The organism is Hyphomicrobium sp., assembly GCF_041659645.1.
Lineage (GTDB): Bacteria > Pseudomonadota > Alphaproteobacteria > Rhizobiales > Hyphomicrobiaceae > Hyphomicrobium_B.
The window spans coordinates 929586-950651 of record NZ_JBAZXX010000001.1; the positions used below are offsets into that span (position 1 = coordinate 929586).

The following is a 21066-nucleotide window of genomic DNA, read 5'->3' on the forward strand; positions in this document are numbered from 1 at the left end:
TATTGATATGGACGCACGCTGGCTTTCGTTTTTCAGAAGGTCTGCGGGGAGCAATGCAAATTTGGCGAAGCCTGTCGAAATCAATCTTGCCCTTCAGGGCGGTGGAGCGCACGGCGCCTTTACGTGGGGCGTGCTCGATCGACTCTTAGAAGATGAAACGCTGCAGTTCGGCTGGATCAGCGCAACGAGCGCCGGTGCCGTCAACGCAGTGGCGTTAGCCGCCGGTTTGGCGGAAGGCTCGCGAGCGAAGGCGCGCGAGAAGATGTACAAGATCTGGCACGCGATCCATCAGGCCGGTGTTCCGGACCTCACGCGTCTCAATCCGTTTCTGAACGGACTTGTTCGGCCGTCACAATTGACGACGCACCTCGCGACGATGCTGTCGCCGTATGAGTTCAATCCGCTCGGCTTCGATCCGCTGCGCAGGCTGATTACCGATCATGTCGACTTCGACCTCATTCGGGCGAAGTCTCCGGTCGAGCTGCTGATAGCGGCCACGCATGTCGCGACGGGGCGCGCGCGTCTTTTCCGCCAGGATGAAATCACCATCGAAGCGGTGTTGGCGTCGGCGTGTCTACCGGTGATGCACCATGCCGTCGAGATCGAAGGCTCGGCCTACTGGGATGGCGGCTTCTCGGCCAATCCCGATATCGTGACGCTGGCGAGCGAAAGTCCGATCGGCGACACGCTGCTCGTGATGGTTTCGCCGCGGGTCAACGAACATCTCCCGACGACGTCGCGCGATATCTCAAATCACGCCAACCGGCTGACGTTCAACGCACCGCTGCTGCGCGATATCGAAATCGTAACGGCGGTGCGCGAGACATCGGGGCCGCTGCTGGCGAAGGGACGCTTGGCGCCAATCTGTCGCCACAGGTTTCATTTGATCGACGGCGGTCCGATCACAGGGACGCTCAATCCCGAGACGACCATGAGTCCCAATTGGGATGTCATCACGTATCTGCACGGCGCTGGGCGCGATCATGCGGAGAAGTGGCTCGCCGTCGCGCGCTCGGCGGTCGGAAGGCTCGAAACGGTCGACCTTGCGAATTACTTCTTCCCGCCGGTCGAGGACGGTGTGCAGTTTCGCACCGTGGCGCAACCGAAGCGACAGGTGCAACGGCGCCGAATGGGCGCGAAGCGCGAGAAGTAAGTAAAATTTCGCGTTCGGCGGGACGATGTCTCGCCTGACGTGTCGTCCAAGGCTTTTGCGACCGAAGCAACCAACCTTCCCTTAGACGGTTTGATCCTTAGCAGATGAGGATCGATCGCCATGTATTACTGTCGTCAGGCCACTTTTTGCTTGCTCACTGTTTTGCTGCTGTTTTCGGCGTCTCTTATCGGAAGTGCGGGTGCAGAAGCGGCGCAACTGCGGTTCGCCTTCCTCGGTGTTCGTCTGCAAAACGACAATGAGCGGTTAGAACCAACGACTCGCGCCGAGCGCGATCGCATGACCGCGATCGGGGGGCAATTCACCTCGGCGCTGGAGACATCCGGCGGCTATGTTATTGTACCGCTGACGGACGAGGTGCGAGCGAAGATTGCGAGTGGTCAGCCGGTAGGGACATGTGGCGGCTGCGAGGCGGATTATGGAAAGGCGCTCAAAGCCGACCGCGTCGGGTGGATCACGGTACAGAAAGTCTCGAACCTGATCCTCAACATGAACGTCTATATAGCGGATCCGGAAACAGACAAATATCTGTTCATCAAGAGTGTAGACATCCGTGGCAACACCGATGAATCTTGGTCGCGGAGCTTGAAATATCTGCTCGACAATTACTTCTTCGAACAGAAATCGTAGTCAGCCGACGAGGCGGGCGTAGCCTTCGGTGACGGTTTCATCGAGCAAGCGCTTGTATTCGGCGTAGGCCTGATTTTTCGGCGTGACTTCGCCGAAGGTGTCGGCATCGAAATTCTGGCGCTGGGCATAGAGGATGGGTGTCGCGACCGGAATGAAAATGGCGCGCTGCTTATTGAGCGTCGTGATGATACCGCGCATTTCGCCGGCACGGTCGAGTTGCGAGACGACCACCATCCGCATCGCGCCCTTCGTCAGAGAGACGAGGTGTATGAAACTCGACGACGCCGGAATATAGAGGCGACCGCGATGGGCGTAGGGTGCGTCCGGACGATCACGTTCTTGAAATAGGAGACTCGGCCAATCGGGGTCCCAACTGATGTCTGTGCGATAGGCGACGATGGTATCGGGAAGCGAGAACGAGCGCCGAAGCGTCAGATAGCTGCCGATGTAGTGATCGACGGCGGCCTGCGTATAGGCGCCCATGTAAATCGGCGCGATGCCGCCGCCGTTGCCGGCAAATTCGAGAGGCCCGTTGGCGCTTTCGACGGCAACCGTCTCGCCGTGCCAAGCGTCGCGAAGGCCGTGGAAATCGAGGCCCAGCACCATGCAGACGTCGAACAGCGTCTGATCCCGGACGGACCGGCCGCCGAGCAGGTTCTGAATCGTTTTTTCGTGACAGTCGGCTGTATCGGCGAGTTCAGCCTGCGTCAGCTTCTTCTCGACCATCGCCGTTTTGATGCGGTCGAGAGCCTCGGCGCGCGTTGTGGCGGGAGCGATCTGGGCGGCGGCTTTCTTCATGGACCACGAGTTTTGATGCGTGGCGACGGACGCCGCCGTTGCTGGAAATTACCGATTTTTACCGGCAGGAAGCAATCGGAATCGAAGGTCAAATTTCAGGTTCTTCCGATTGCCGCCTGCTGGCGGTTAACGGGCTGATCTTTCCGGGCCGCTTTTGGCACTCTGCCTCCATCACCGCTGGGGTGGAAACACGCACGCCTGGGGCGCGCGACGCAAGGAGATGGGCACCATGTCGGATACGAATACATTGAAATTGGCGGGGTTGATTTCGGCGGGTTCGCTGCTGGCGCTTGCGATCATGGCGGGCAGCGTGCGCCCGGCGGTGTCTCAGGAATTCGATTGCCGCAACGCTGAGTTCGCGTCGGAAAGAACGATCTGCGGCAGCGACCGGCTATCGGCACTCGATGAGCGCATGAGCGGGCTCTATGCGAATTTGAAAGCAGCCTATGGAAGCCGGTACCAACGCGCGGACCTTAAGGTCTACCAGCAGCATTTTCTCGATGCGCGCGATGCTTGCGGCCGCGACTCCGAATGCATCAAGGGCGCGTATCTCGATCAGATCAGCGTTCTGGAAACGCGCCTTGAGCAGGCCTATCGGCGCAGCGAACGCTGAGCGATGTTCTCGGCGCTGCGCGGATCTTCGCGACTGAGCACCTCGAGTTTGACGTTGGTCAGGCCCGTATCTGTCATCGCGAGATCTTCGGCAGCCTTGCGCGACAGGTCGATGACCCGGCCGGGTTTGAAGGGGCCGCGGTCGTTGATGCGGACGATGACGCTCTGGCCGTTGTCGACCCTCGTGACGCGGACGCGAGTTCCGAAGGGCAGCGTCCGGTGCGCTGCGGTCAGATCGTCGGGATTGAAGCGTTCGCCCGTGGCGGTCTTTGCGCCCGATCCATAATATGAGGCGATGCCCTTCATGGCGTGTTCGACACCGTCCGCGATCGGGCCGTGGAGAGCAAATGGCGGTTCGGTGCCTAAAGCGACCTTGCTCACCCGTTTAAGGGTGGGCTTTGCGAGCGTGATCTTGGCTTGCCAATGATCGAATTTGGCTGCCGGCGGTTTTGGCGGGTCTGGCTGAGTGATCGTCGACCAGTTGCTCATAGCCGCAAAATTGGCAGCGTTGGCCGCGGGGCCAGACAAGGCATCAGACAGCGATTGAGCTTTCAACGGGCCAACGGCGGCCCCCACAAGGACGGCCGGACCGACTAGAAAGGCAACACAAGCCACACGAGTGCTTCGGCGCACGCACATTCCCCCCGGAACTTCCCCCAATCATCGAGACTATGACGATTCGAATGGCGGAAAAACGTCGGGAGGCGCTGGTTATCCAACGCCTCCCGAAGATGCCGTCCGAGCATAAGTCTTAGTTCAAGACCTGCAGCGCTACGCGTGCGACGCCGGCGCCCGTCATGTTGATCGCGCGGGCAGCGCCGCGCGACAGGTCGATGACGCGGCCGCCGACGAAGGGGCCACGATCGTTGATGACCACGACGACCGACTGGCCGTTCGACTGGTTCGTGACGCGGACGCGCGTGCCGAACGGCAGCGAGCGGTGGGCCGCCGTCAAGCCGTCGGGATTGAAGCGAGCGCCGGACGCAGTGCGCTGGCCCTGCCAGTAGTACGATGCCATGCCGCCACCCGAGCCGCCGCCAGAAGCATAGTGGCGCTTGCGCGACGAACCCTGTGCATAGTGCTTGCCGGACTGCTTGTGGGCGTACCGGGGCTGCGAAGACCTGTGGTATGACTTATATGAAGCCTTGCGATAGGTGGCCTTGTGAGACGACTGGCCACAAACATGGGACGAACCGTGGCACTTCCGGGCCGCTTCTGCGGGCACGGCGGCAATGGTGATCCCTGCCAAAGCGAACGCGGCGATCGCGATAGTTGAACGCATAATGCACTCCTTTTTTCAGGAGCAGCAGTGGTTGCGGGTCGAATGAGCGGTTTCCCCCGCCCGTAATCAGCCATGGCGATTACGGGTCAACCGCCTCGGTGGCGGCACCGTCCTTAATGTTGGGAGAAAGTAGCCCCTAAATCGGAAACCCCGTGTGACCCGAAACTGAACTCCAGAACCCAGTTCGTACTGCTGCCCGTGCTTGTTGACTGGGGTCTCCCCCCGTCCTGGCAGCCGACACCGAGCACTGGCAGGGCGATGCGGTCAACCCATGGCTGCCAACACTTTTTAACCATATTTCGTAACTCATAGAAAAGTATCGACTATTTTAACTGCACTTTTAGGTTGCGCGACGCCAGGTCGCAGAATTTAGCGGTCATTTACGGAACGAAAATCTTAACAACCCCTTCGCCATATTTTGTTTACCATTCAATTGGCTATCCCACCGACTTGGCGTTGAACGTCCGCATGCGCCGAATACGCGTATTCGGAACTGCCTTTTGGGAGATCCGCGTGGCGGCGATGGCTTGATATTCCGGTTACGCGAACGCGAGTATTGTCAGCGGCTTCACGGGTGAGATGGATCGATGGGCGACGTCCGGCCACAGACGGTTGATTGGCCGACAGCAACGGCCAATCCATCTTTTAGCGAGGCTCGAAAAGTCTGGACACGCATCGGGCTGATGTCTTTCGGCGGCCCGGCCGGACAGATCGCGATGATGCACAAGGTGCTCGTCGATCAGAAGCGGTGGCTCGATGAGGGGACGTTCCTGCTGGCGCTGAACTTCTGCACGTTGTTGCCGGGTCCGGAGGCGATGCAACTCGCGACGTATGCGGGATGGCGGCTTCACGGGACGCGGGGCGGTCTGACGGCGGGGGTGCTGTTCGTCGCGCCGGGGGCGGCGACCATCCTCGCGATCTCCATTCTCTATGCGAACTTCGGGAACGTCCCGGTCGTTTCGGCGGTGTTCGAAGGCATCAAGGCCGCTGTCCTCGCAATCGTGGTCGAGGCGCTGATACGGATTGCCGGACGCTCGCTGAAGGGGCGGGTGGATTGGCTGATCGCCGCCGCGTCGTTCGTTGCGATTTTTTTGTTCAAGATCCCGTTTCCGCTGATCGTATTGGCAGCGGCGGTCGTCGGGTTCTGGCGGACCATGGCTTCCGGGAACTGGACGACCGTCCCGACGCGTGAAGCTCCTCCGGTGGCAATCGCTTCGACGTTGCGGACGGTTGCGCTTTGGCTCGCGATTTGGTTGCTGCCGCTCGCCGCTGTCGCTCTGATCTTTGGCTTCGATCATGTGCTGACCCGGCTCGCCCTGTTTTTCTCGAAGCTCGCCGTGGTGACGTTCGGCGGCGCTTATGCCGTACTGGCCTACATGGCGCAGGACGTCGTCGAGACCTACGGCTGGCTGAAACCCGGAGAGATGTTGGACGGGCTTGGCCTGGCGGAGACGACGCCGGGGCCGCTGATCCTCGTCACGGAATTCGTCGGCTATCTGGCTGCTGCGCGCCATGGCGGCGGGTCGGCGCTGCTGTTTGGTGTGTTGGGCGCAGTGGTTACGCTTTGGGCGACGTTCGCGCCGTGCTTTCTCTTTGTTTTTGCAGGCGCGCCTTACGTCGAGTGGCTGAAGTCGGCGCCGCGGCTCAAATCGGCGCTATCAGCGATCACGGCGGCGGTCGTCGGCGTGATTTTCAACCTTTCGCTGTGGTTTGCGTTGCATGTGTTTTTCTGGGAGCGTTCGGAGGTGGGGATAGGTCCGTTGCGGCTCGATGTGCCGTCATTCGCCAGCCTCGACCTCACCGCCGCCGGGCTGGCGCTGCTGGCCGCGCTGATGCTTTTCGTTTTTCGCTTCGGGATTGCCGCAACGCTCGGTGTATCGGCGCTGGTTTCCCTGCTTCTGGCGCTCGTGACGTAAAGGTCAGAGCCAGCCTTTCCTCTTGAAATAGATGTAGGGGACCAACCCCGACACGAACATCAGAACGAGCGCCAATGGATACCCCCAATTGAGCGCGAGTTCCGGCATGTGTTGGAAGTTCATGCCGTAGATCGACGCGACGAGGGTGGGCGGCATCAGCATCACGGCCATGACCGAGAATAGCTTGATGATCTGGTTCTGCTCGGTCGAGATCATGCCGAGGGTGGCGTCGAGCAGGAAGCTTGTGCGCGTTGAGAGGAAGCGCATGCTTTCCATCAACGAAAGGATATCGTGATTGGCGGCTTCGATGCGGCCCAGCACGCGCGGATCGTCTTTGCGCTCGCGCGCGGCGTTGGCAAAAAAGAGTGATAGGCGATGAAGCGACATGGCGCTTTCCTGGGCTCTCGCCGTCACGTCGCCCTCCTTACCGACGGTCTTCAGAAGGGTGCCGAGGCTGTGTTCTTGCGACGTGCGGCCCTGCTGACCGAACACGAGCGGAGCGATTTTTTCGACCTCGTCCTGCACGCGCTCGATGAGATCCGCTTCCCTTTCGATCAGCATTTCGAAAAGGCCGATCATAACGCCCGCGCCGGTCATACAGTCGGCGTCGCCCTTTGCGGCCCGCGCGACGTAGACGGGAAAGGCCTTGGGCTCCGCATATCGGACGGTCACGAGGTGGGAGCCTGAAAGAATAAAGGTGACGACGGATGTCATCGGCACGTCCTGCGAGCTGTTGTGCAGGATGATGCTCGTCATGTAGTAGGCGCCGTTTTCGGTGTAGAAACGGTTCGAGGCTTCGATCTCGCGCATCTCGGATCGCGTCGGGACCTCGATGCCGAGGGCTTGCTCAATGAGCTTGTCTTCGTCTTCCTTGGGATTGACGAGGTCGATCCAAACGCTCGTCGCGAAATCGCCCGGTTCAGTGCGCTGGATCAATTTTCCGCCGACAGCATCATAGACCGTTATCATTGATATCAACCTCATCGGGCGGCGGGAGCGGGGAGAATGGTAGAACGGCGGTGGCTATCCCGGATCCCCGGTTTCGACCGGCGGCAGCCATTTCACGTCGGCCGACGCCGGGCAAGTCTGCTAAATGGACGAGACTGGTTACGCGGCTTTTGTCGTGGGTGTAGGTCTCCGGCATGACAAATTGATTCTTAATGGAGCGCGACACATGTCTCCAAGATTGAAAATCGCGGCGGGCGCCGCTGGACTTTTCCTGGCGAGCCTCGCTGTGCCAGCGCAGGCGGCAATCCAGTGCAACAAGGGCTTCCAGAACGTCCAAGGCTCGTGGCTTTCGACGCCTTACTGTCAAGATAATTATGTCGCCGAGGTCGCGCACGAGTATGGATTCAAGGCGTCGGCGGCGGAGGTTCGCAACAATCCGATGTTCAAGCAGCGCCTTTGCAGGTTCATCGGCCAGGATATCCGGATCAAGGAATCCTGCGACGAGGTCAATCCGGCGGGTCGCGGACGCTTCTAGTTGCGCGGACACGGGCGCGCGTTCAGAGACAAAAACGGTGACGACCGCTTTTCGCGATCGTCACCGCATATTCTTCAAATGAAGCTGACAGCCGCAGATTGCCGGCCGTTGATCTCTCAGCGGAGATCGGGGGTCACTTCGCTCACATCCTTGGCGCGGCGAACGCTACCGTCGAACTGAGCGCCTTCATCAATCGAGAGCGTCTGCTTGATGATGTCGCCTTCGACGCGTGATGTGGCGTTGAGGTTCACGGACGTTCCCTTGAGGGCGCCGCTGACCTCACCCTGAACCGTGATCGTGCGGGCGGTAATGACGCCGACGACGCTGCCGGTCTCGCCGACCGTGACCGACTCGCCGTGGACATCGCCCTGGATGTGTCCGGCGATGAGAAGCGAGCCCCGAGTCTTGATAACGAGCTGCTGGCCCGAAATGGTGATGTCCTGCCCGAGAACGGACGTCGGCGCATCGATGGCGTGAGTGTGTGAATTTGAATGTTGAATCGGCGAGCCGAACAGCGGCGGAGCCGGGGCCTTGATTGGCGCCATCGAAGCAATCGGTGGCGTTTGCGGCGTGAGTGTCTTGGCTGGCTCTGCGACGCGTTGATCCGGCGTCGCTACGCGGTTGAACATCGGTTTACCCCCAACAAAAAATAACTGCTGTCGCCCGTCCCGCTGCAGCAGAATAGTCACGCTAGTTTGGGCACATTATGTCCAAGTCGGCGGAGGCGCCAGGATTGTTTCGCCGCGGTTCGATTTGATTTCGCAAGCAAATCGTTCATGCGCCGGGCTGTCGCGGCAGGAGAGCCCAAAAGCGAAGCGGGCCGCCGTGACCGGAGGCCCGCTCGTTCAAATCCGCGTATCCGCAAGTTCGCCGGCTGAAGCTTAGCGCCAAAGATCGACGAACGGAGCCACGACGTGCGTTCCGCGGCGACCGCTGTAGACATGGGCGAACGGCGCGTCGACCACCGTCCGACGTCCAGTTTCGACTCGGGAAAACGGAGCGTGCACGACACGGCGACCACGATAATAATGGCGGTGATAGCGGCCATCGTAGCGGTCGTCTACCTTCACGAGGTTGGGAGAGGGCTCCGCCGCCGCGGGCTTTGCGACCGGCAAGGCGCTGGCCGCGGAGGCCGCCAGAAGCGACGCAATGGCCGCCGAAATAGCTACTAAGGGACGGGAAAATACCGTCATGACAACACTCTTTCCGTTTTTGCTTCTACGCCATGAAAACTAGGAAGCGCGCTTTTGGTTCGCAAGTTTCAATGCGGCAAATGGCTGACCAACGGGCTTTTATGCTCAATGTGATCCAATCGGTGACGCCGTAATGTGACGTACCCTGTGGAATTTACGTTCCGGACTTCCGGGACGGAGGGAGTCTGTTAGGCTTCATTAACAAAAAAGGGGAGGACGACATGCTCATTCGCCGGGTGGGGCTTGCCATTCTGTTGACGGCACTTGTCGGTTTCTCCCCGGCGCGCGCTGCGGACGAAGGTGCCTGTCCGCGAGCTGGCACGCTCGGCGTTTCGCGCACGGTCGAAATCGATACGACCGGCGGCCCAGGTTTCGGCATGGAGCATTACAAGGCCTACGACTTCCTGCAGGACAAGGAAGTCGTGCTGACCTTCGATGATGGTCCGCAGAAATATACGACTGAGGCCGTGCTCAAGGCGCTGGCGGACGAATGCGTGAAAGCCACTTTCTTTTCCATCGGCAAGATGGCGCTCGGTTACCCGGAAATCATCCGCGAGGTCGCGAAGGCCGGACATACGGTCGGCACGCACACTTGGAGCCATAAGGCGATCGCCAAGCTCAAAACCTTCGATGACGGAAAAGATGAGATCGAGCGCGGCATCAGCGCCGTGCATCGTGCGGTTGGTGGGCCGATCGCGCCATTCTTTCGTTTTCCGACGCTCGTCGATACGCCCGAGGCCGTTGCGTATCTCGGTAAGCGCAATATCGCGATCTTCTCGACCGATATCGACAGCATGGATTTCAAGCCGCAGAGCGCGGATCATCTCGTCACGTCGTTGATGCAGAAGCTCGACAAGAGGGGCAAGGGCATCCTTTTGATGCACGACATCCACAAGACGACGGCCAAGGCCCTGCCGATGCTGATCGCGCAGCTCAAGGCCAAGGGCTATAAAATCGTTCATATGACCGCGAAGTCCCCGGTGACGACGGTCGCGGCGTACGATCAGGCCATCGAGAAGGAAGCTAAGGGATTGCCGCAGATCGGCGCGGAGCGGCCGGTATCGAGCATCGTAAAGACGATCGAGGGGACGCCACCCGCGGGCGAGGCATCGTCTTCGAGCGGCGGCGAGCCCGAAGGAATGCCGACATCGCCCCCGCCGGAAGCCGCGTCTTCGGCTCCGGCGACGTCACCTCTTCCCGCATTCCCGGCGTCGCCGTCAGCGTCTTCGCCGCAACCGCCGGCTCCGGCCGCGACTCCTCCGGCCGCGCCGGGCAAGCAGTCCTCGACGGAGTCTGGAAAGCCGGAAGGCGTTATCTCGGATGGAGAGAAGACAACTGCAGAAGAGCAAGCCATTCTCCCTATCGCTTCGCCGGTCGCGACGGTGTCCTCAATAGCGGGCGTCGCTCCGGCCGCGCGGGTGAGCATTGCTGCTGCGGACACTTCGCCGATCAAGACGGTGTCGGGAGCAGCGCCGGGCGCGACTACAGCGGCGCACGCCGTGGTGGCTTCTGACAACACGGATACGCTCGGCGAGACGCATCCGGCTCAGCCGCCGAAATCGATTTCGGAAAAGCTAAAGGAAACCTGGCGGTTCTGGTTCGGCGAATAGGCGAATAAAAAAAGAATTGGGCGGCAGGGTGTGCCACCCAATTCTTTTTGGACGCCCTGTAAGGCCCCCCCGGGCCCGCCGCAAACCAAGTCTTATGCCCGAGCGCACAACAGCGCAGCGGCAAGTTCTTGGGCGTTCGCTACGGTCTGACGCTGATAATCAGAGGCGTAACGTTTCCGGCATCGTGTGGGCTTTGGTCCCCCAATCGACCCCCCGATCGACTGCCCACAACAAGAGGCTATTGGAGGTCGGAGGGCGCTTCCACAGAAAACGAATCAGTTCGGCGTTAATCCGAATCGGTGTTGCGGCTCAGATACAACGAAGTGAATAATCCGTGCCCGCCATATCTTGTTGTGGATTGTCTTTATCTGCGCGCATCGTCGGGCAAAAAGAAAGGGCCGCTCGTTAAAGCGGCCCTTCGTGAGATCATCGTTCTGAAAGCGGAGTGTGCAATGTCTGCCGCTTTGGTCTCAGATGCACTCCAGGAGAGTTCCGGATGCAAGCCCGAGCGACCACGACATCGACCGCCTCAAGATCCCACTCGACATCGGATCACCTCCTCTCTGTTGTTGAAAGATGAGATAAGCTGGCATTGTTTGCGAGCTTTGAAAAGACTCTGTTTCATGACGCTTTGTTAAGTTTCTCTCGCGTCATTTGTCGGAGCAACTTGGATAGGGCGGCTTTTCGTCGGGCTTGATCGTGCAGACGCGGATCGGAGCGAGCTTGGCTAACCGGTCTTTCCATTTGCTCTCGTCGATCGTCAGATTTTCCGCATTCGCTGGCGTTCGCTCGGCCCATTGCACCGTGTAGACATTCGTTGCCGATTTGATCGCGACGATGATCGCCGTCTCGCTGTGTTTCTCGGCGCTCGCATCGACCTTGCCGCAGCTCGCGACGGCGATGAACGCCTCCTGGCCGCTGATGGCCGTCGGGCCGAGCGGCTTCACCGAGAACGTCATGGGGCAAGCCTTCTGAAATCCGGCGGCGATCTGGGCAGCGAAATATTGCGCGGACATTTGCGGGTTCGTTGCGGCGTTTTTCGCTCCGGTTAGCGTGATCATTGATGTCCAATGATCGGAGGTTTCGCCCTTCGGCACGGATTTGCGGACATACATGTCGAGCGAAGATTGATCGACGACGGTGGAGAAGTTCGGGGGCTCGGTGAACGTCACCCGCTGACCGAAGATCGGCGCATCGTCCGCGGACGCGTCGACACTCTTTCCGGGCTTCGGGGCATCCTGAGCCATCACCCAGGCGGTCGCGATTGAGATCAGAGCGAACAGCGCGATCGTCAATATGCGCATGCGGTCATCCTTCTTATGTTTCGAGAAGGGCTAGCCTGCCGATGTGACCATAGTCGGACGGCGAGCCTGTCAGTTCCAGCGGGGTTGGGAAATCAACAGCGAAATGACGAACAGGCCAGCGAGGATGGCCGGAACACCGACGATGGCAAGCACGACATTAGCGGCGAGGAGCCGTCGCCGCGTTCGGAAATAGCGGCCCGCCAAAATGATCGCACTGAGGCCGCCAAGTACCGCAAGCCATAGCAGTATGTTGAACGAGGAGACGGTGCCGTCACCGATCCCTACGACAAAGAAATAGAGGGCGATCAATAACGCGATAGCGTCAATGGCGAGGAGAGGAATGTAAATGCGCATAGATCGCAAAATACGCGGTTTGCTGCGTAATTCAATTCCAACGCTACGGATTTGGCGGACTTCATCGAGTTTGGCCGGAACTTTTTATGCGTTCGCGCGGCTGGTGACCGCGTTGTGGATCGCCCGACAGTGGCGCGCGATATTGTCGTGTGCGGTTATGAATTTTTTCAGCGGCGTTTCGATGTCGTAGAAATAGATGTTGGCGATGAAGCCGTAGATGCCAGCGTCTATGCTTGTTGGTTTCGGCCCGTGCAGGAAGCCCGTCGCCGGGATGAGGTGGCTCAGAACTCGGAGGTCGGCGACGCCACGCGCCATCGCATCGTCGGGCTCGCAGCGGCCGATGCCTTGGAAGTAATAGCGCTTAGCATTGTAGTCTTTCGCGCCGACGAGGCCTTCCTCGGTTAGCTGCGGATGCTCGCGCAGGAGCGCATCGCGGAACTGCTTCCAATAGCGCTCGTCCTTCCAGCGCGAATACGACATGATCCAGTAGAGGTCGTCGAGCATGCGCGTGACGAGAAGGTCGGTGTCGTGTTGCGATGTGGTCAGGTCGTCGTCGATCGTGAGGTGATATTTGCGTTTGACGTGGGCAATGATGGCTTCGCTGTCGCCGATCGTCTCGCCGTCGTCGACGATATAGGGCAGTTGCCCGCGTGGCGCGGACGACGCATCGAAAATGTGCTCATGACGGAAGGGCACGCCCGCGAGTCTCAGGAACGCGAAGACTTTGAGGCCGTAGCCGTTGTTATCGGCGACACCGAAGAGAGTCGGGTATGAATAGAGAGTGAGCATGATGCCGTCACGCCCACCGGCTGATGACGAAGGCTGCGAGCAGCAGGAAGATGCCAAGGTCCGACCATAGCGCGATCTGTTCTTTCAAGTTTCCCTTCCGGAAGAGATGTCCTAACCCCGCCAGTCCGTAATAGAGGCCGGCGACAATCGCAGCGGGCACGACCCAAGAAGGTTCTGCAAGGCTGGCGAGCCCGAGTGTTCCCATTGCGAGATTGCCGAAGCCGACCTCACGCACGATTGCGGCCGCTGCGGGCGCATCGATAGCGAAAATGGACTTGGCCGTGAATTCCGGCCGTGACGTTTGCATAATTCCGGCAAGAAGTAGGCGCACGCCGCAAGCCCAGAATACGAACCATTTTCCGACGAGCCACATGATGTCGGCTCCGGCGCCGATATGCAGCGCCTCGGCGATAACGGAGAGAACAGGAAGCAGGAAAAGCAGATGAAAGACCGTGACGAAATACATGATGCTCCGATCTTTCGCCTCAGTTGCGATGCGCGCGCATTTCCATCGCGCGTCCAAATCCGGCAAGCAGAGTACCGAGACCGAACGACGCGAGCACGACGAGCTGCAGATTATCCTCGACGCTTTCTTTTGCGATCATGAAATCGGAGATATTGGCGTCGGCTGTCTTGAAACGGTTGAGGCTCTCTTCGCGCGCGGCTTCCGCTTCCTTGATTTTATCGGCGGCCGCATTCAATGTTTGTAGAAATATGATGCGATTGTCGTGAACCGCTTTGATCTGGATTTGAGCCGATTGCTGGATACTGAAGGCAGCGAGCCGCCATTCGATCTCGCGTTTCAAGGGATCGAGGTAAAACATTTGCACCGCCGTCGATCCGAGCAGCAGAGCAATCCCCAATAATTCGCCGATCTGATATCCTCTGAACCCCATGGTGCTTCCCCGCGCTTGGCATCGGGCGGGGGAGATGCCGCAATGGTACTGCTCCCGCCAACCGCGATCCTATCAAAAGGGCGTCCACTGCCTATGACTTTTCGGCCTCGACATAGATCTGGTTGCCCATTTCCTTGAACTTCTCGCTCATGCCGGCCATGCCGAGTTCTTTATCGTTCAGCGTCGCGGCGTAGTCGCGGACGTCCTGCGTGATCTTCATCGAGCAGAACTTCGGACCGCACATCGAGCAGAAGTGCGCGACCTTGTGGGCGTCCTTCGGTAGCGTTTCGTCGTGGAACGACATGGCTGTGTCGGGATCGAGCGACAGGTTGAACTGATCCTGCCAGCGGAAGTCGAAGCGGGCGCGCGAGAGGGCATCGTCGCGGAGTTGCGCCGCGGGGTGACCCTTCGCGAGATCGGCGGCGTGGGCGGCGATCTTGTAGGTGATGACGCCGACCTTGACGTCGTCGCGGTTTGGCAGGCCCAAGTGCTCCTTCGGCGTGACGTAGCAAAGCATCGCGCAGCCGAACCAGCCGATCATTGCGGCGCCAATGCCGGAGGTGATGTGATCGTAGCCGGGGGCGATGTCGGTCGTCAGCGGTCCCAATGTATAGAACGGGGCTTCGCCGCAGGCCTTCAACTGCTTGTCCATGTTGGCCTTGATCTTGTGCATCGGTACGTGGCCGGGGCCTTCGATCATGACTTGGCAACCCTTGTCCCAGGCGATCTTCGTCAGCTCGCCGAGGGTTTCGAGTTCTGCAAATTGCGCGCGGTCATTCGCGTCCGCGATCGAGCCGGGACGCAGGCCGTCACCGAGCGAGAACGAGACATCGTACTTGCGCATCAGATCGCAAATCTCATCGAAGCGTTCGTAGAGGAAGCTTTCCTTGTGATGCGCCAGGCACCACTTGGCCATGATCGAGCCGCCACGCGAGACGATGCCCGTTACGCGATTTGCGGTCAGCGGCACGAAGGGCAGGCGCACACCGGCGTGGATGGTGAAATAATCGACGCCCTGTTCGCATTGCTCGATCAGCGTGTCGCGATAAAGCTCCCACGTGAGTTTCACGGGATCGCCGCCGCATTTTTCCAGCGCTTGATAGATCGGCACTGTGCCGATGGGCACGGGCGAATTGCGGATGATCCATTCGCGCGTGGTGTGGATGTTGCGGCCCGTGGAGAGATCCATGACTGTGTCGGCGCCCCAGCGGATCGCCCACACCATCTTCTCGATTTCCTCTTCGACCGACGACGTCACGGCGGAATTGCCGATGTTGGCGTTGATCTTCACGAGGAAATTGCGGCCGATGATCATCGGCTCCAATTCGCCGTGGTTGATGTTCGACGGGATGATGGCGCGGCCGCGGGCAATTTCGCTGCGCACGAATTCGGGCGTGATGTGCTCGGGGATTTCGGCGCCGAAGCTTTCGCCGTCGGTCAGCGCGTCCTTGGCGCGGGCGAGGGCATGCTGTCGTCCGAGATTTTCGCGGTGCGCGACGTAGATCATCTCTTTGGTGACGATGCCGGCGCGAGCGTATTCGAATTGGGTGAGTGGCGCGTCGCCGTCAGAGGCGCGGAATGGATGACGCACGATCGGGAATACGCGGGCGGCGTGGGCGCCGGAGACGTTGCCGTTGTCCTCGGGCATTATGATGCGGCCCTCGTACGTTTCGGTGCCGCCACGCTCGGCAATCCACGCGTCGCGGGTGCGCGGCAGGCCCTTTGCGACGTCGATCGTCGCGGATGGATCGGCGTAGGCACCCGAGGCGTCGTAGACGCGGAACGACCGCTCTTTCACATCGGTCAACGCGATTTCACGGAACGGTACGCGGATATCGTCATGTCCCTCGGGCGATGAATACGCTTTCGTCGAAGCGCTCATCGGGCCGACGGTCACCTTGGGCGTCTGAATGTCGGTGGCACGGGTAATCTCGTTCATGACGTTGGTTCCTCTCGGCCTCTCCCTTGGTAAGGGAGTGCTCCACCACAGATGCGAACGCGATGCGCGCGCAGAAATGCGTTGTCCGGAAAGGTGCGGAATGTGGCGTGCGCCACGTCGTGCTCCGTCCCTTCGCCGGCATGACCCGGATCAGGTTCTAAGGGTGCTCGCGGTTCTTGCGCGATCTCAGCCGGAATACCGGCGCCCCTCGGAAAACAGCGCCATTGTGGCGCGGATGGGTGAGGTTGGCAAGCGAGCTTATAGCAGCTTCGTCATCCACGAACGCGCAAGCGCGGCGAAAGCGTTTGAGGATTCAGCATAAGAAACGCCGAAGGCACTTTAATTGCGCCTCACGACGAGTCTTGTGCTGGATCCCCGGCCTTCGACGCAGATCAGCCGCGCTCGGCCGAGGATGACGGCGAGTGGGGTTAGGCCGCAGCGGCTTGTTTGGCGAATTCGACCCAGCCTTTGATCTTCTCGATATCGGGCGGGCGGCCCTCGCGGAGAACGCGTTTGCCGGACGACGTCATCGCGAATTTGAGGACGGCGGCGGATAGCGCGACGGGATCGGCATCGGCAACGGCTTGCGCCGTTCGGTGCCCGGCGCCGACGAGCAATTGTGCATGCGTGCCGCGAAGGCCGGGCACAGCCATCACGAGCTTGGCTTGATCCTGCCATTCGAGCAGGGTCTCGGCATCGAAATGCGGGTCGTCGAGTTGCTCGGCGAGACGAACCGGATCCTGCGCGAGGAAATCGCGAACCGTATGGATGCCGACGGCGGAGAAGTGCTCCGCCATCCGGGGGCCGATGGAGGGCGCGGCCTCGAGATCGTCGTTCTCGCTGAGATAGACTTTTGTTTCGGACGGGCGGTCCCGCGATGGCCGCGGCGGGGGCACTGTTGCGGCGGGGCGCGGAGGTTCGGGAGCGCGAATGGGCTCTATGCGCGCGGCGATGCCCGCAGCCGCGAGTGGCATCGGCGGCGGCGTTTTAGAAAGAGGAATCGTGGGCGGCGTCTCGGAAATCGCCATTTTCGCGACCGCCGATTTAGCGACGGCGAGTTCGAGGTGAGTATCGTCGGGGCCATTGATACGAGCCGCTCGGGCGGCGCTCTGTTGGGCGAGCTTCGGCGCGAGGACTTCAGCGTTATGGAGATCGCGGATGGTGCGATCATCTTCGGTTAGCGCGTGTTCGACGCGGCCAGTCGATTTCAATTCGTCGTAGATGGCGGCGACGAGCTTGCGGTCTTCTTCGTTCGAGAGACGCTTCTCGATGAATTTCCGCGGGATCTGCGTCATGGCGAGGAAGGTTTCGGCCGTCAACGTCACCTCGGGCGCTGAAACGCCAGACTCCGCGATGGCCTTGTCGAGGACTTTGCCGAAGCTCGTCGCCGCGTAGATCAGCAACTCCGCGACGATGGGTTTGGCGATTTCATCGAGGCCTTCTTCGGGACGCGTCGCGCCTTTGTGGATGTCGTAATGGGCGATCAGTTTTTCGTAGTAGCGATGCGAAAACTCGGCGCCATCGCAGACGAATTTCGAAAGCCACTTGGGGCCGGAGGGAACGGCCACACTCAGTCTTCCGAAGCGACTTTCGCCAAGAGTGCGCAAGGTGTTGTACGAGCGGTTGATGCTCCATTCAGTAGCACGATGGATGGCGTTCTCGGCTTCCGTCTGCCCGGTGTGGAACGGCATCACGGGATCGGTGAAATAGTGGCTGAGGACACCGGCCGCGTAGACGGCTTCCGGCCAGTTACCGGTTTTAAGTTCGAAAACGGTGCGGTTGTACCATTCCTGCGTCTTCTCGGGCGCGCCGCCCCAATAGTTGTCCGATACGTGCAGGACGTGGTTCTTGAAATCCTTGAAGGTGACATCGGGCGCCTTTGAGCCCTCGAGATATTTCTCGACGTATTTGAGGAAGACGCGTGTCCAGTCGGCGCTGTCGGGGCGCGTCATTGCCTCCAGCGCGTCGAGCGCCAGTTTGTGATGGGTGCCGTTGGCATGTGTGGCATACACAATTCGAAAAAGCGGCGACATCGGCGGCCCCTGATCTAGCGGTCAATTGCTCGATGCTTACGCGAGTCGGGGTTCGGGCTCGATCCGTGTGGGAGGGACAACCCCCGTCATCAACGGTTTTCGCGATTGGCGCGCGCCTGTTTTTCGGCTGCGAGGTCGATGATGTCGGCGCCGATATTTCGGTCACGCGCGATTCGGCGCGCGAGATCGGCTCGCCGGGCAAGTTGCACGACGTTCATTCCGTGCGGAGGGGCTCTTTCGGATAGGACGCGCGCGATCATGTCGGGCGTCAAGCCGCAAGCTGCGCCAAGGGCCATCGCTTCCTCGCGCGCGACGGCATGGGCGGCTTCGATATAGCCCATCAGCGCGGCGGCGGCATGGGCGCTACCGAGCGGGCCGGTGCGTTCGACATGGCCGAGAAGGGAAACAACGGATTGAGCGATTTCGACCGCGGACTCGTCATTGCCGCCGAGCAAGACCTTGGCGCGGCCGTCGACGGCGGCTTCGGGGCCTCCAATCAAGGCGGCGTCCGTCAGCGAAACGCCATGCGCTTGGATGAGTTCGAGCAAGGCGTCGAGTTCGCGGGGCGTGCGGGCTCCGAGATCGACAAGGACGGACGCGGATTGGAGAGAAAAGCCGGGTGCGGCGGCGCTGCGGCCGGTCAGGAGCGCGCGAAATGTTTCGGTGTCCTCGATCGCGACGAGCACGATGGGGCATTCGGACATGCTGCCGCGCGCTTCGGGCGATACCGGCTGTAGATGGTCGCTGTAGATCGCTGCCGGTGATCCCGGGAGCGCCGCATACAGCGCCGATACGTGACAAGCGGCTATGCGCTCAGCAATGGCTGGACCGAATTCGTCGTTGCCGATGATGCCGATCGGATGAGCGTTCGAAGCGCTGTCCATGAAATTTCCTGCCCCGTCGTTATCGTCCCTCTCTCCACCAAGCCAAGGCGATGAGAGCGAGCAAAGCGGAAAGCGCCGCAAAGCCCGTGAACATCGGTGTCAATTTTACGCCGCGGGTCAGGAAGGCCTGCCGGTCCTTGAGACCGAGCCAGTCCGAGCCTGCCATCACCTTGGCTGCTGACATCATAGAGATACGCGGTACTTCGATATCGGTTGCAGACGCCAGGAGCCCGGATGGCTTCGTCCAGAAAATTCCGCCGCCCGTTGCGTCGGCGATTGGTTTCATTTTCTGAGCGGTAGCGGTCACTTCGCTCATCTCGCGGGGATCTTCGACACCGGCGTTGGCGACTGCCGTCAGCGGGCCGTCGGGTCCGTCAGTCTCAACTTTGTAGAGGCCGGGTAATTTCACGTCGATGGCCGCACGCCAGACACCCGCTTCGACCGGCACCGGCTGGAGCGTGACGGTGGATGTGTCTCCGCCCGGACCAAGAACCTTCACCGTCGGAATCTTGTCGTCCATCGAGCGACGCTCGACGGTGAGCTTCAGACCCTTGGCGGAAGCGATCAGGCGCTCCTCTTCGAGGTCGGGTTCTTTCATGAGCCAGTGCGACAAGCGGCGGAGGAGATCGGTGTGTGGGCCGCCGCCGTCGTAGCCGCGAGCCCAGAGCCAGGCGTGATCGGACGTCAATAGAGCGACGCGGCCCTTGCCCTTGCGATCAAGAATAAGCAGAGGTTTGTCCTCGGCGCCATTCATCAGAACGCGGCCACGCAAAGGCGTCACCTCCGCCTGACGGAACCACTTGCCCCACGACGGCTGCGGAGAATTGTCGGCGACCTGGGCGCCGTTCCAGCCGGGAAGATCGCGCGTGACGGGATGCTTCTGGCCTTCGGCCGTCACCTTGGCCTTGAACGGCATTTCGAGGACACGGCCTGTCGGCGCGGCGGGAAGCACGGGCGCGAGCGGCGTATTATAAATGCTGTACGGACTTGCGTAGTCGTCGCCGGCGGCAACGAGCAGCGCGCCGCCGTGCTCGTTCACGTAGCGGGCGATGTTGTCGTAGTAGAGAAGCTGCAGAATTCCGCGGTGCTCGTACCGGTCGAAGATGATCAGGTCGAACTCGTTGATCTTCTCGGAGAAGAGTTCGCGCGTCGGGAATGCGATCAGCGAGAGCTGATTGATCGGGGTGCCGTCCTGCTTCTCGGGCGGACGCAAAATCGTGAAATGCACGAGGTCGACCGCGGCGTCGGACTTCAAAAGGTTGCGCCAGGTGCGTTCGCCGGGGTGCGGCTCGCCGGAAACGAGCAGCACTCGCAAGTTTTCGCGCACGCCTTCCGCCGCGACGACGGCGCGGTTGTTGGCGGTGGTCAGTTCGCCGTCGACGGGCTGCAACTCGATCTCGACGATGTTCGTGCCTGTATGGGGGATCGGCATGTCGATCTTGACGTTGCGGTTGATTTCCGTCCGGATCGTTTCGTCGGGCTGTCCCTCGCGGCGGACTTTCAGCGTCGCGGCGCCGGAGTTTGCCGAGGAAGCGCTCCCGGTTTCGCGAACGGCGACCTCGATGTCGCGCGATTGACCGACGAGACCGTAGCGGGGGGCTTCGATCACTTGGATGCGGCGATCGAATTCGTCGCGCTTGCCGGTCAGGAGCGTATGGACGGGTGCGTCGAAACCGAGAGCCGCGGCAGATTTCGGAACATCATGCACCTGCCCGTCGGTGATGAAGACGACGCCGGCGATGCGGTCGGGAGCGGTGTCATTCAGGGCGGCGTTAAGATCGGTGAAAAGGTTCGTTCCAGCCGCCGCCGATTCAGACGGAACGCCACCCGTCACCCATTTGATGTCGAGGTTCGGGATTTTCGAGAACTTCGTTTCGAGAACGGCGCGGATTTCGTCCATCTGCTTGGTGCGGTCGGCGAGCTTCTGGCTCGGGCTCTCGTCGAGCACGACGATGGCGACGTTGGCGAGGCTTTCGCGCTGTTCTTCCTTGAGGATCGGATTAAAGAGCGCTGCGATCAGCGCAGCAAGGGCGGCTGCGCGCAGAAGGGCGCCGCGCGAACGGCGGAAGAGCAGCACCAGAACGAGCGCGAGCGCCAAGACCGACAGGCCGATCATCATCGGCAGCGGTAAAAGTGGCGCGAACGTAATCGACCAGTTCAAACTTTATACCT

At 60.4% G+C, this 21066-nt stretch carries 21 protein-coding genes and 1 riboswitch; of the genes, 6 read left to right on the forward strand and 15 right to left on the reverse strand.

Annotated elements, in window-relative coordinates; all coding sequences use genetic code 11:
- The first annotated feature begins 61 nt into the window (after positions 1–61).
- Both WC811_RS04340 and WC811_RS04345 read left to right on the forward strand, forming a co-directional pair.
- Positions 62–1153, forward strand: coding sequence for a patatin-like phospholipase family protein (locus WC811_RS04340; RefSeq protein ID WP_372641342.1), 1092 nt, complete (start codon positions 62–64; stop codon positions 1151–1153).
- A 150-nt stretch (positions 1154–1303) separates the two neighbouring features.
- Positions 1304–1801 carry a DUF3280 domain-containing protein gene (locus WC811_RS04345; RefSeq protein WP_372641344.1) on the forward strand — a complete coding sequence of 166 codons (498 nt, stop codon included), beginning with the start codon at positions 1304–1306 and terminating at the stop codon, positions 1799–1801.
- Here WC811_RS04345 and WC811_RS04350 read toward each other — a convergent pair whose 3' ends face one another.
- On the reverse strand, positions 1802–2599 hold the full coding sequence (locus WC811_RS04350; RefSeq protein WP_372641346.1) for a helix-turn-helix domain-containing protein: 798 nt from the start codon (positions 2597–2599) through the stop codon (positions 1802–1804). It abuts the gene before it with no gap.
- Positions 2600–2828: 229 nt separating this feature from the next.
- Between WC811_RS04350 and WC811_RS04355 the strand changes: the two genes are divergently transcribed.
- On the forward strand, positions 2829–3212 hold the full coding sequence (locus tag WC811_RS04355; protein ID WP_372641348.1) for a lysozyme inhibitor LprI family protein: 384 nt from the start codon (positions 2829–2831) through the stop codon (positions 3210–3212).
- Here WC811_RS04355 and WC811_RS04360 read toward each other — a convergent pair.
- Both WC811_RS04360 and WC811_RS04365 read right to left on the reverse strand, forming a co-directional pair.
- On the reverse strand, positions 3191–3700 hold the full coding sequence (locus WC811_RS04360; RefSeq protein ID WP_372641350.1) for a septal ring lytic transglycosylase RlpA family protein: 510 nt from the start codon (positions 3698–3700) through the stop codon (positions 3191–3193). The two genes, WC811_RS04355 and WC811_RS04360, sit on opposite strands and share 22 nt — an antisense overlap.
- 262 nt (positions 3701–3962) lie before the next feature.
- The gene (locus WC811_RS04365) at positions 3963–4493 is read right to left on the reverse strand and encodes a septal ring lytic transglycosylase RlpA family protein (RefSeq protein WP_372641352.1); all 531 of its coding nucleotides are present in this window, start codon (positions 4491–4493) and stop codon (positions 3963–3965) included.
- Between the two features lie 587 nt (positions 4494–5080).
- On the opposite strand from WC811_RS04365, the gene chrA reads away from it, so the two are divergent.
- The gene (gene chrA, locus WC811_RS04370) at positions 5081–6409 is read left to right on the forward strand and encodes a chromate efflux transporter (protein WP_372641354.1); all 1329 of its coding nucleotides are present in this window, start codon (positions 5081–5083) and stop codon (positions 6407–6409) included.
- Positions 6410–6412: 3 nt separating this feature from the next.
- On the opposite strand, the gene WC811_RS04375 is transcribed toward chrA, so the two are convergent.
- Positions 6413–7378, reverse strand: a complete 966-nt coding sequence (locus WC811_RS04375; protein WP_372641356.1) for a magnesium transporter CorA family protein — start codon at positions 7376–7378, stop codon at positions 6413–6415.
- A gap of 205 nt (positions 7379–7583) precedes the next feature.
- Between WC811_RS04375 and WC811_RS04380 the strand changes: the two genes are divergently transcribed.
- A complete protein-coding gene (locus WC811_RS04380) occupies positions 7584–7892 on the forward strand; it encodes a hypothetical protein (protein WP_372641358.1) in 309 nt (102 codons plus the stop codon).
- Between the two features lie 116 nt (positions 7893–8008).
- Here WC811_RS04380 and WC811_RS04385 read toward each other — a convergent pair whose 3' ends face one another.
- Both WC811_RS04385 and WC811_RS04390 read right to left on the reverse strand, forming a co-directional pair.
- Positions 8009–8521 carry a polymer-forming cytoskeletal protein gene (locus tag WC811_RS04385; RefSeq protein ID WP_372641360.1) on the reverse strand — a complete coding sequence of 171 codons (513 nt, stop codon included), beginning with the start codon at positions 8519–8521 and terminating at the stop codon, positions 8009–8011.
- A 252-nt stretch (positions 8522–8773) separates the two neighbouring features.
- Entirely contained in the window at positions 8774–9085 is a 312-nt protein-coding gene (locus WC811_RS04390; RefSeq protein ID WP_372641362.1) for a hypothetical protein, read from the reverse strand.
- Between the two features lie 221 nt (positions 9086–9306).
- Between WC811_RS04390 and WC811_RS04395 the strand changes: the two genes are divergently transcribed.
- Positions 9307–10695, forward strand: coding sequence for a polysaccharide deacetylase family protein (locus WC811_RS04395; protein WP_372641364.1), 1389 nt, complete (start codon positions 9307–9309; stop codon positions 10693–10695).
- A gap of 650 nt (positions 10696–11345) precedes the next feature.
- Here the strand turns inward: WC811_RS04395 and WC811_RS04400 are convergent.
- The 9 genes from WC811_RS04400 to WC811_RS04440 all read right to left on the reverse strand — a co-directional run bounded on the left by WC811_RS04400 (position 11346) and on the right by WC811_RS04440 (position 21055).
- On the reverse strand, positions 11346–11999 hold the full coding sequence (locus tag WC811_RS04400; protein ID WP_372641366.1) for a hypothetical protein: 654 nt from the start codon (positions 11997–11999) through the stop codon (positions 11346–11348).
- A gap of 69 nt (positions 12000–12068) precedes the next feature.
- Complete coding sequence (locus WC811_RS04405; RefSeq protein ID WP_372641368.1) at positions 12069–12353, reverse strand: hypothetical protein; 285 nt, start codon at positions 12351–12353, stop codon at positions 12069–12071.
- 84 nt (positions 12354–12437) lie between these two features.
- Entirely contained in the window at positions 12438–13142 is a 705-nt protein-coding gene (locus WC811_RS04410) for a glutathione S-transferase family protein (RefSeq protein WP_372641370.1), read from the reverse strand.
- A 7-nt stretch (positions 13143–13149) separates the two neighbouring features.
- Positions 13150–13608 (reverse strand): DUF6790 family protein, encoded by a 459-nt coding sequence (locus WC811_RS04415; RefSeq protein ID WP_372641372.1) that lies wholly within the window; start codon positions 13606–13608, stop codon positions 13150–13152.
- A 19-nt stretch (positions 13609–13627) separates the two neighbouring features.
- Entirely contained in the window at positions 13628–14038 is a 411-nt protein-coding gene (locus WC811_RS04420; protein ID WP_372641374.1) for a hypothetical protein, read from the reverse strand.
- A gap of 91 nt (positions 14039–14129) precedes the next feature.
- Complete coding sequence (gene thiC, locus WC811_RS04425) at positions 14130–15977, reverse strand: phosphomethylpyrimidine synthase ThiC (RefSeq protein WP_372641376.1); 1848 nt, start codon at positions 15975–15977, stop codon at positions 14130–14132.
- Positions 15978–16087: 110 nt separating this feature from the next.
- A riboswitch (TPP riboswitch) is annotated at positions 16088–16196 on the reverse strand.
- 209 nt (positions 16197–16405) lie between these two features.
- Positions 16406–18010, reverse strand: a complete 1605-nt coding sequence (locus WC811_RS04430; RefSeq protein ID WP_372641378.1) for a DUF4332 domain-containing protein — start codon at positions 18008–18010, stop codon at positions 16406–16408.
- Between the two features lie 89 nt (positions 18011–18099).
- On the reverse strand, positions 18100–18894 hold the full coding sequence (locus tag WC811_RS04435; protein WP_372641380.1) for an NAD(P)-binding domain-containing protein: 795 nt from the start codon (positions 18892–18894) through the stop codon (positions 18100–18102).
- A 19-nt stretch (positions 18895–18913) separates the two neighbouring features.
- On the reverse strand, positions 18914–21055 hold the full coding sequence (locus WC811_RS04440; RefSeq protein WP_372641382.1) for a hypothetical protein: 2142 nt from the start codon (positions 21053–21055) through the stop codon (positions 18914–18916).
- Between the last annotated feature and the right edge of the window lie 11 nt (positions 21056–21066).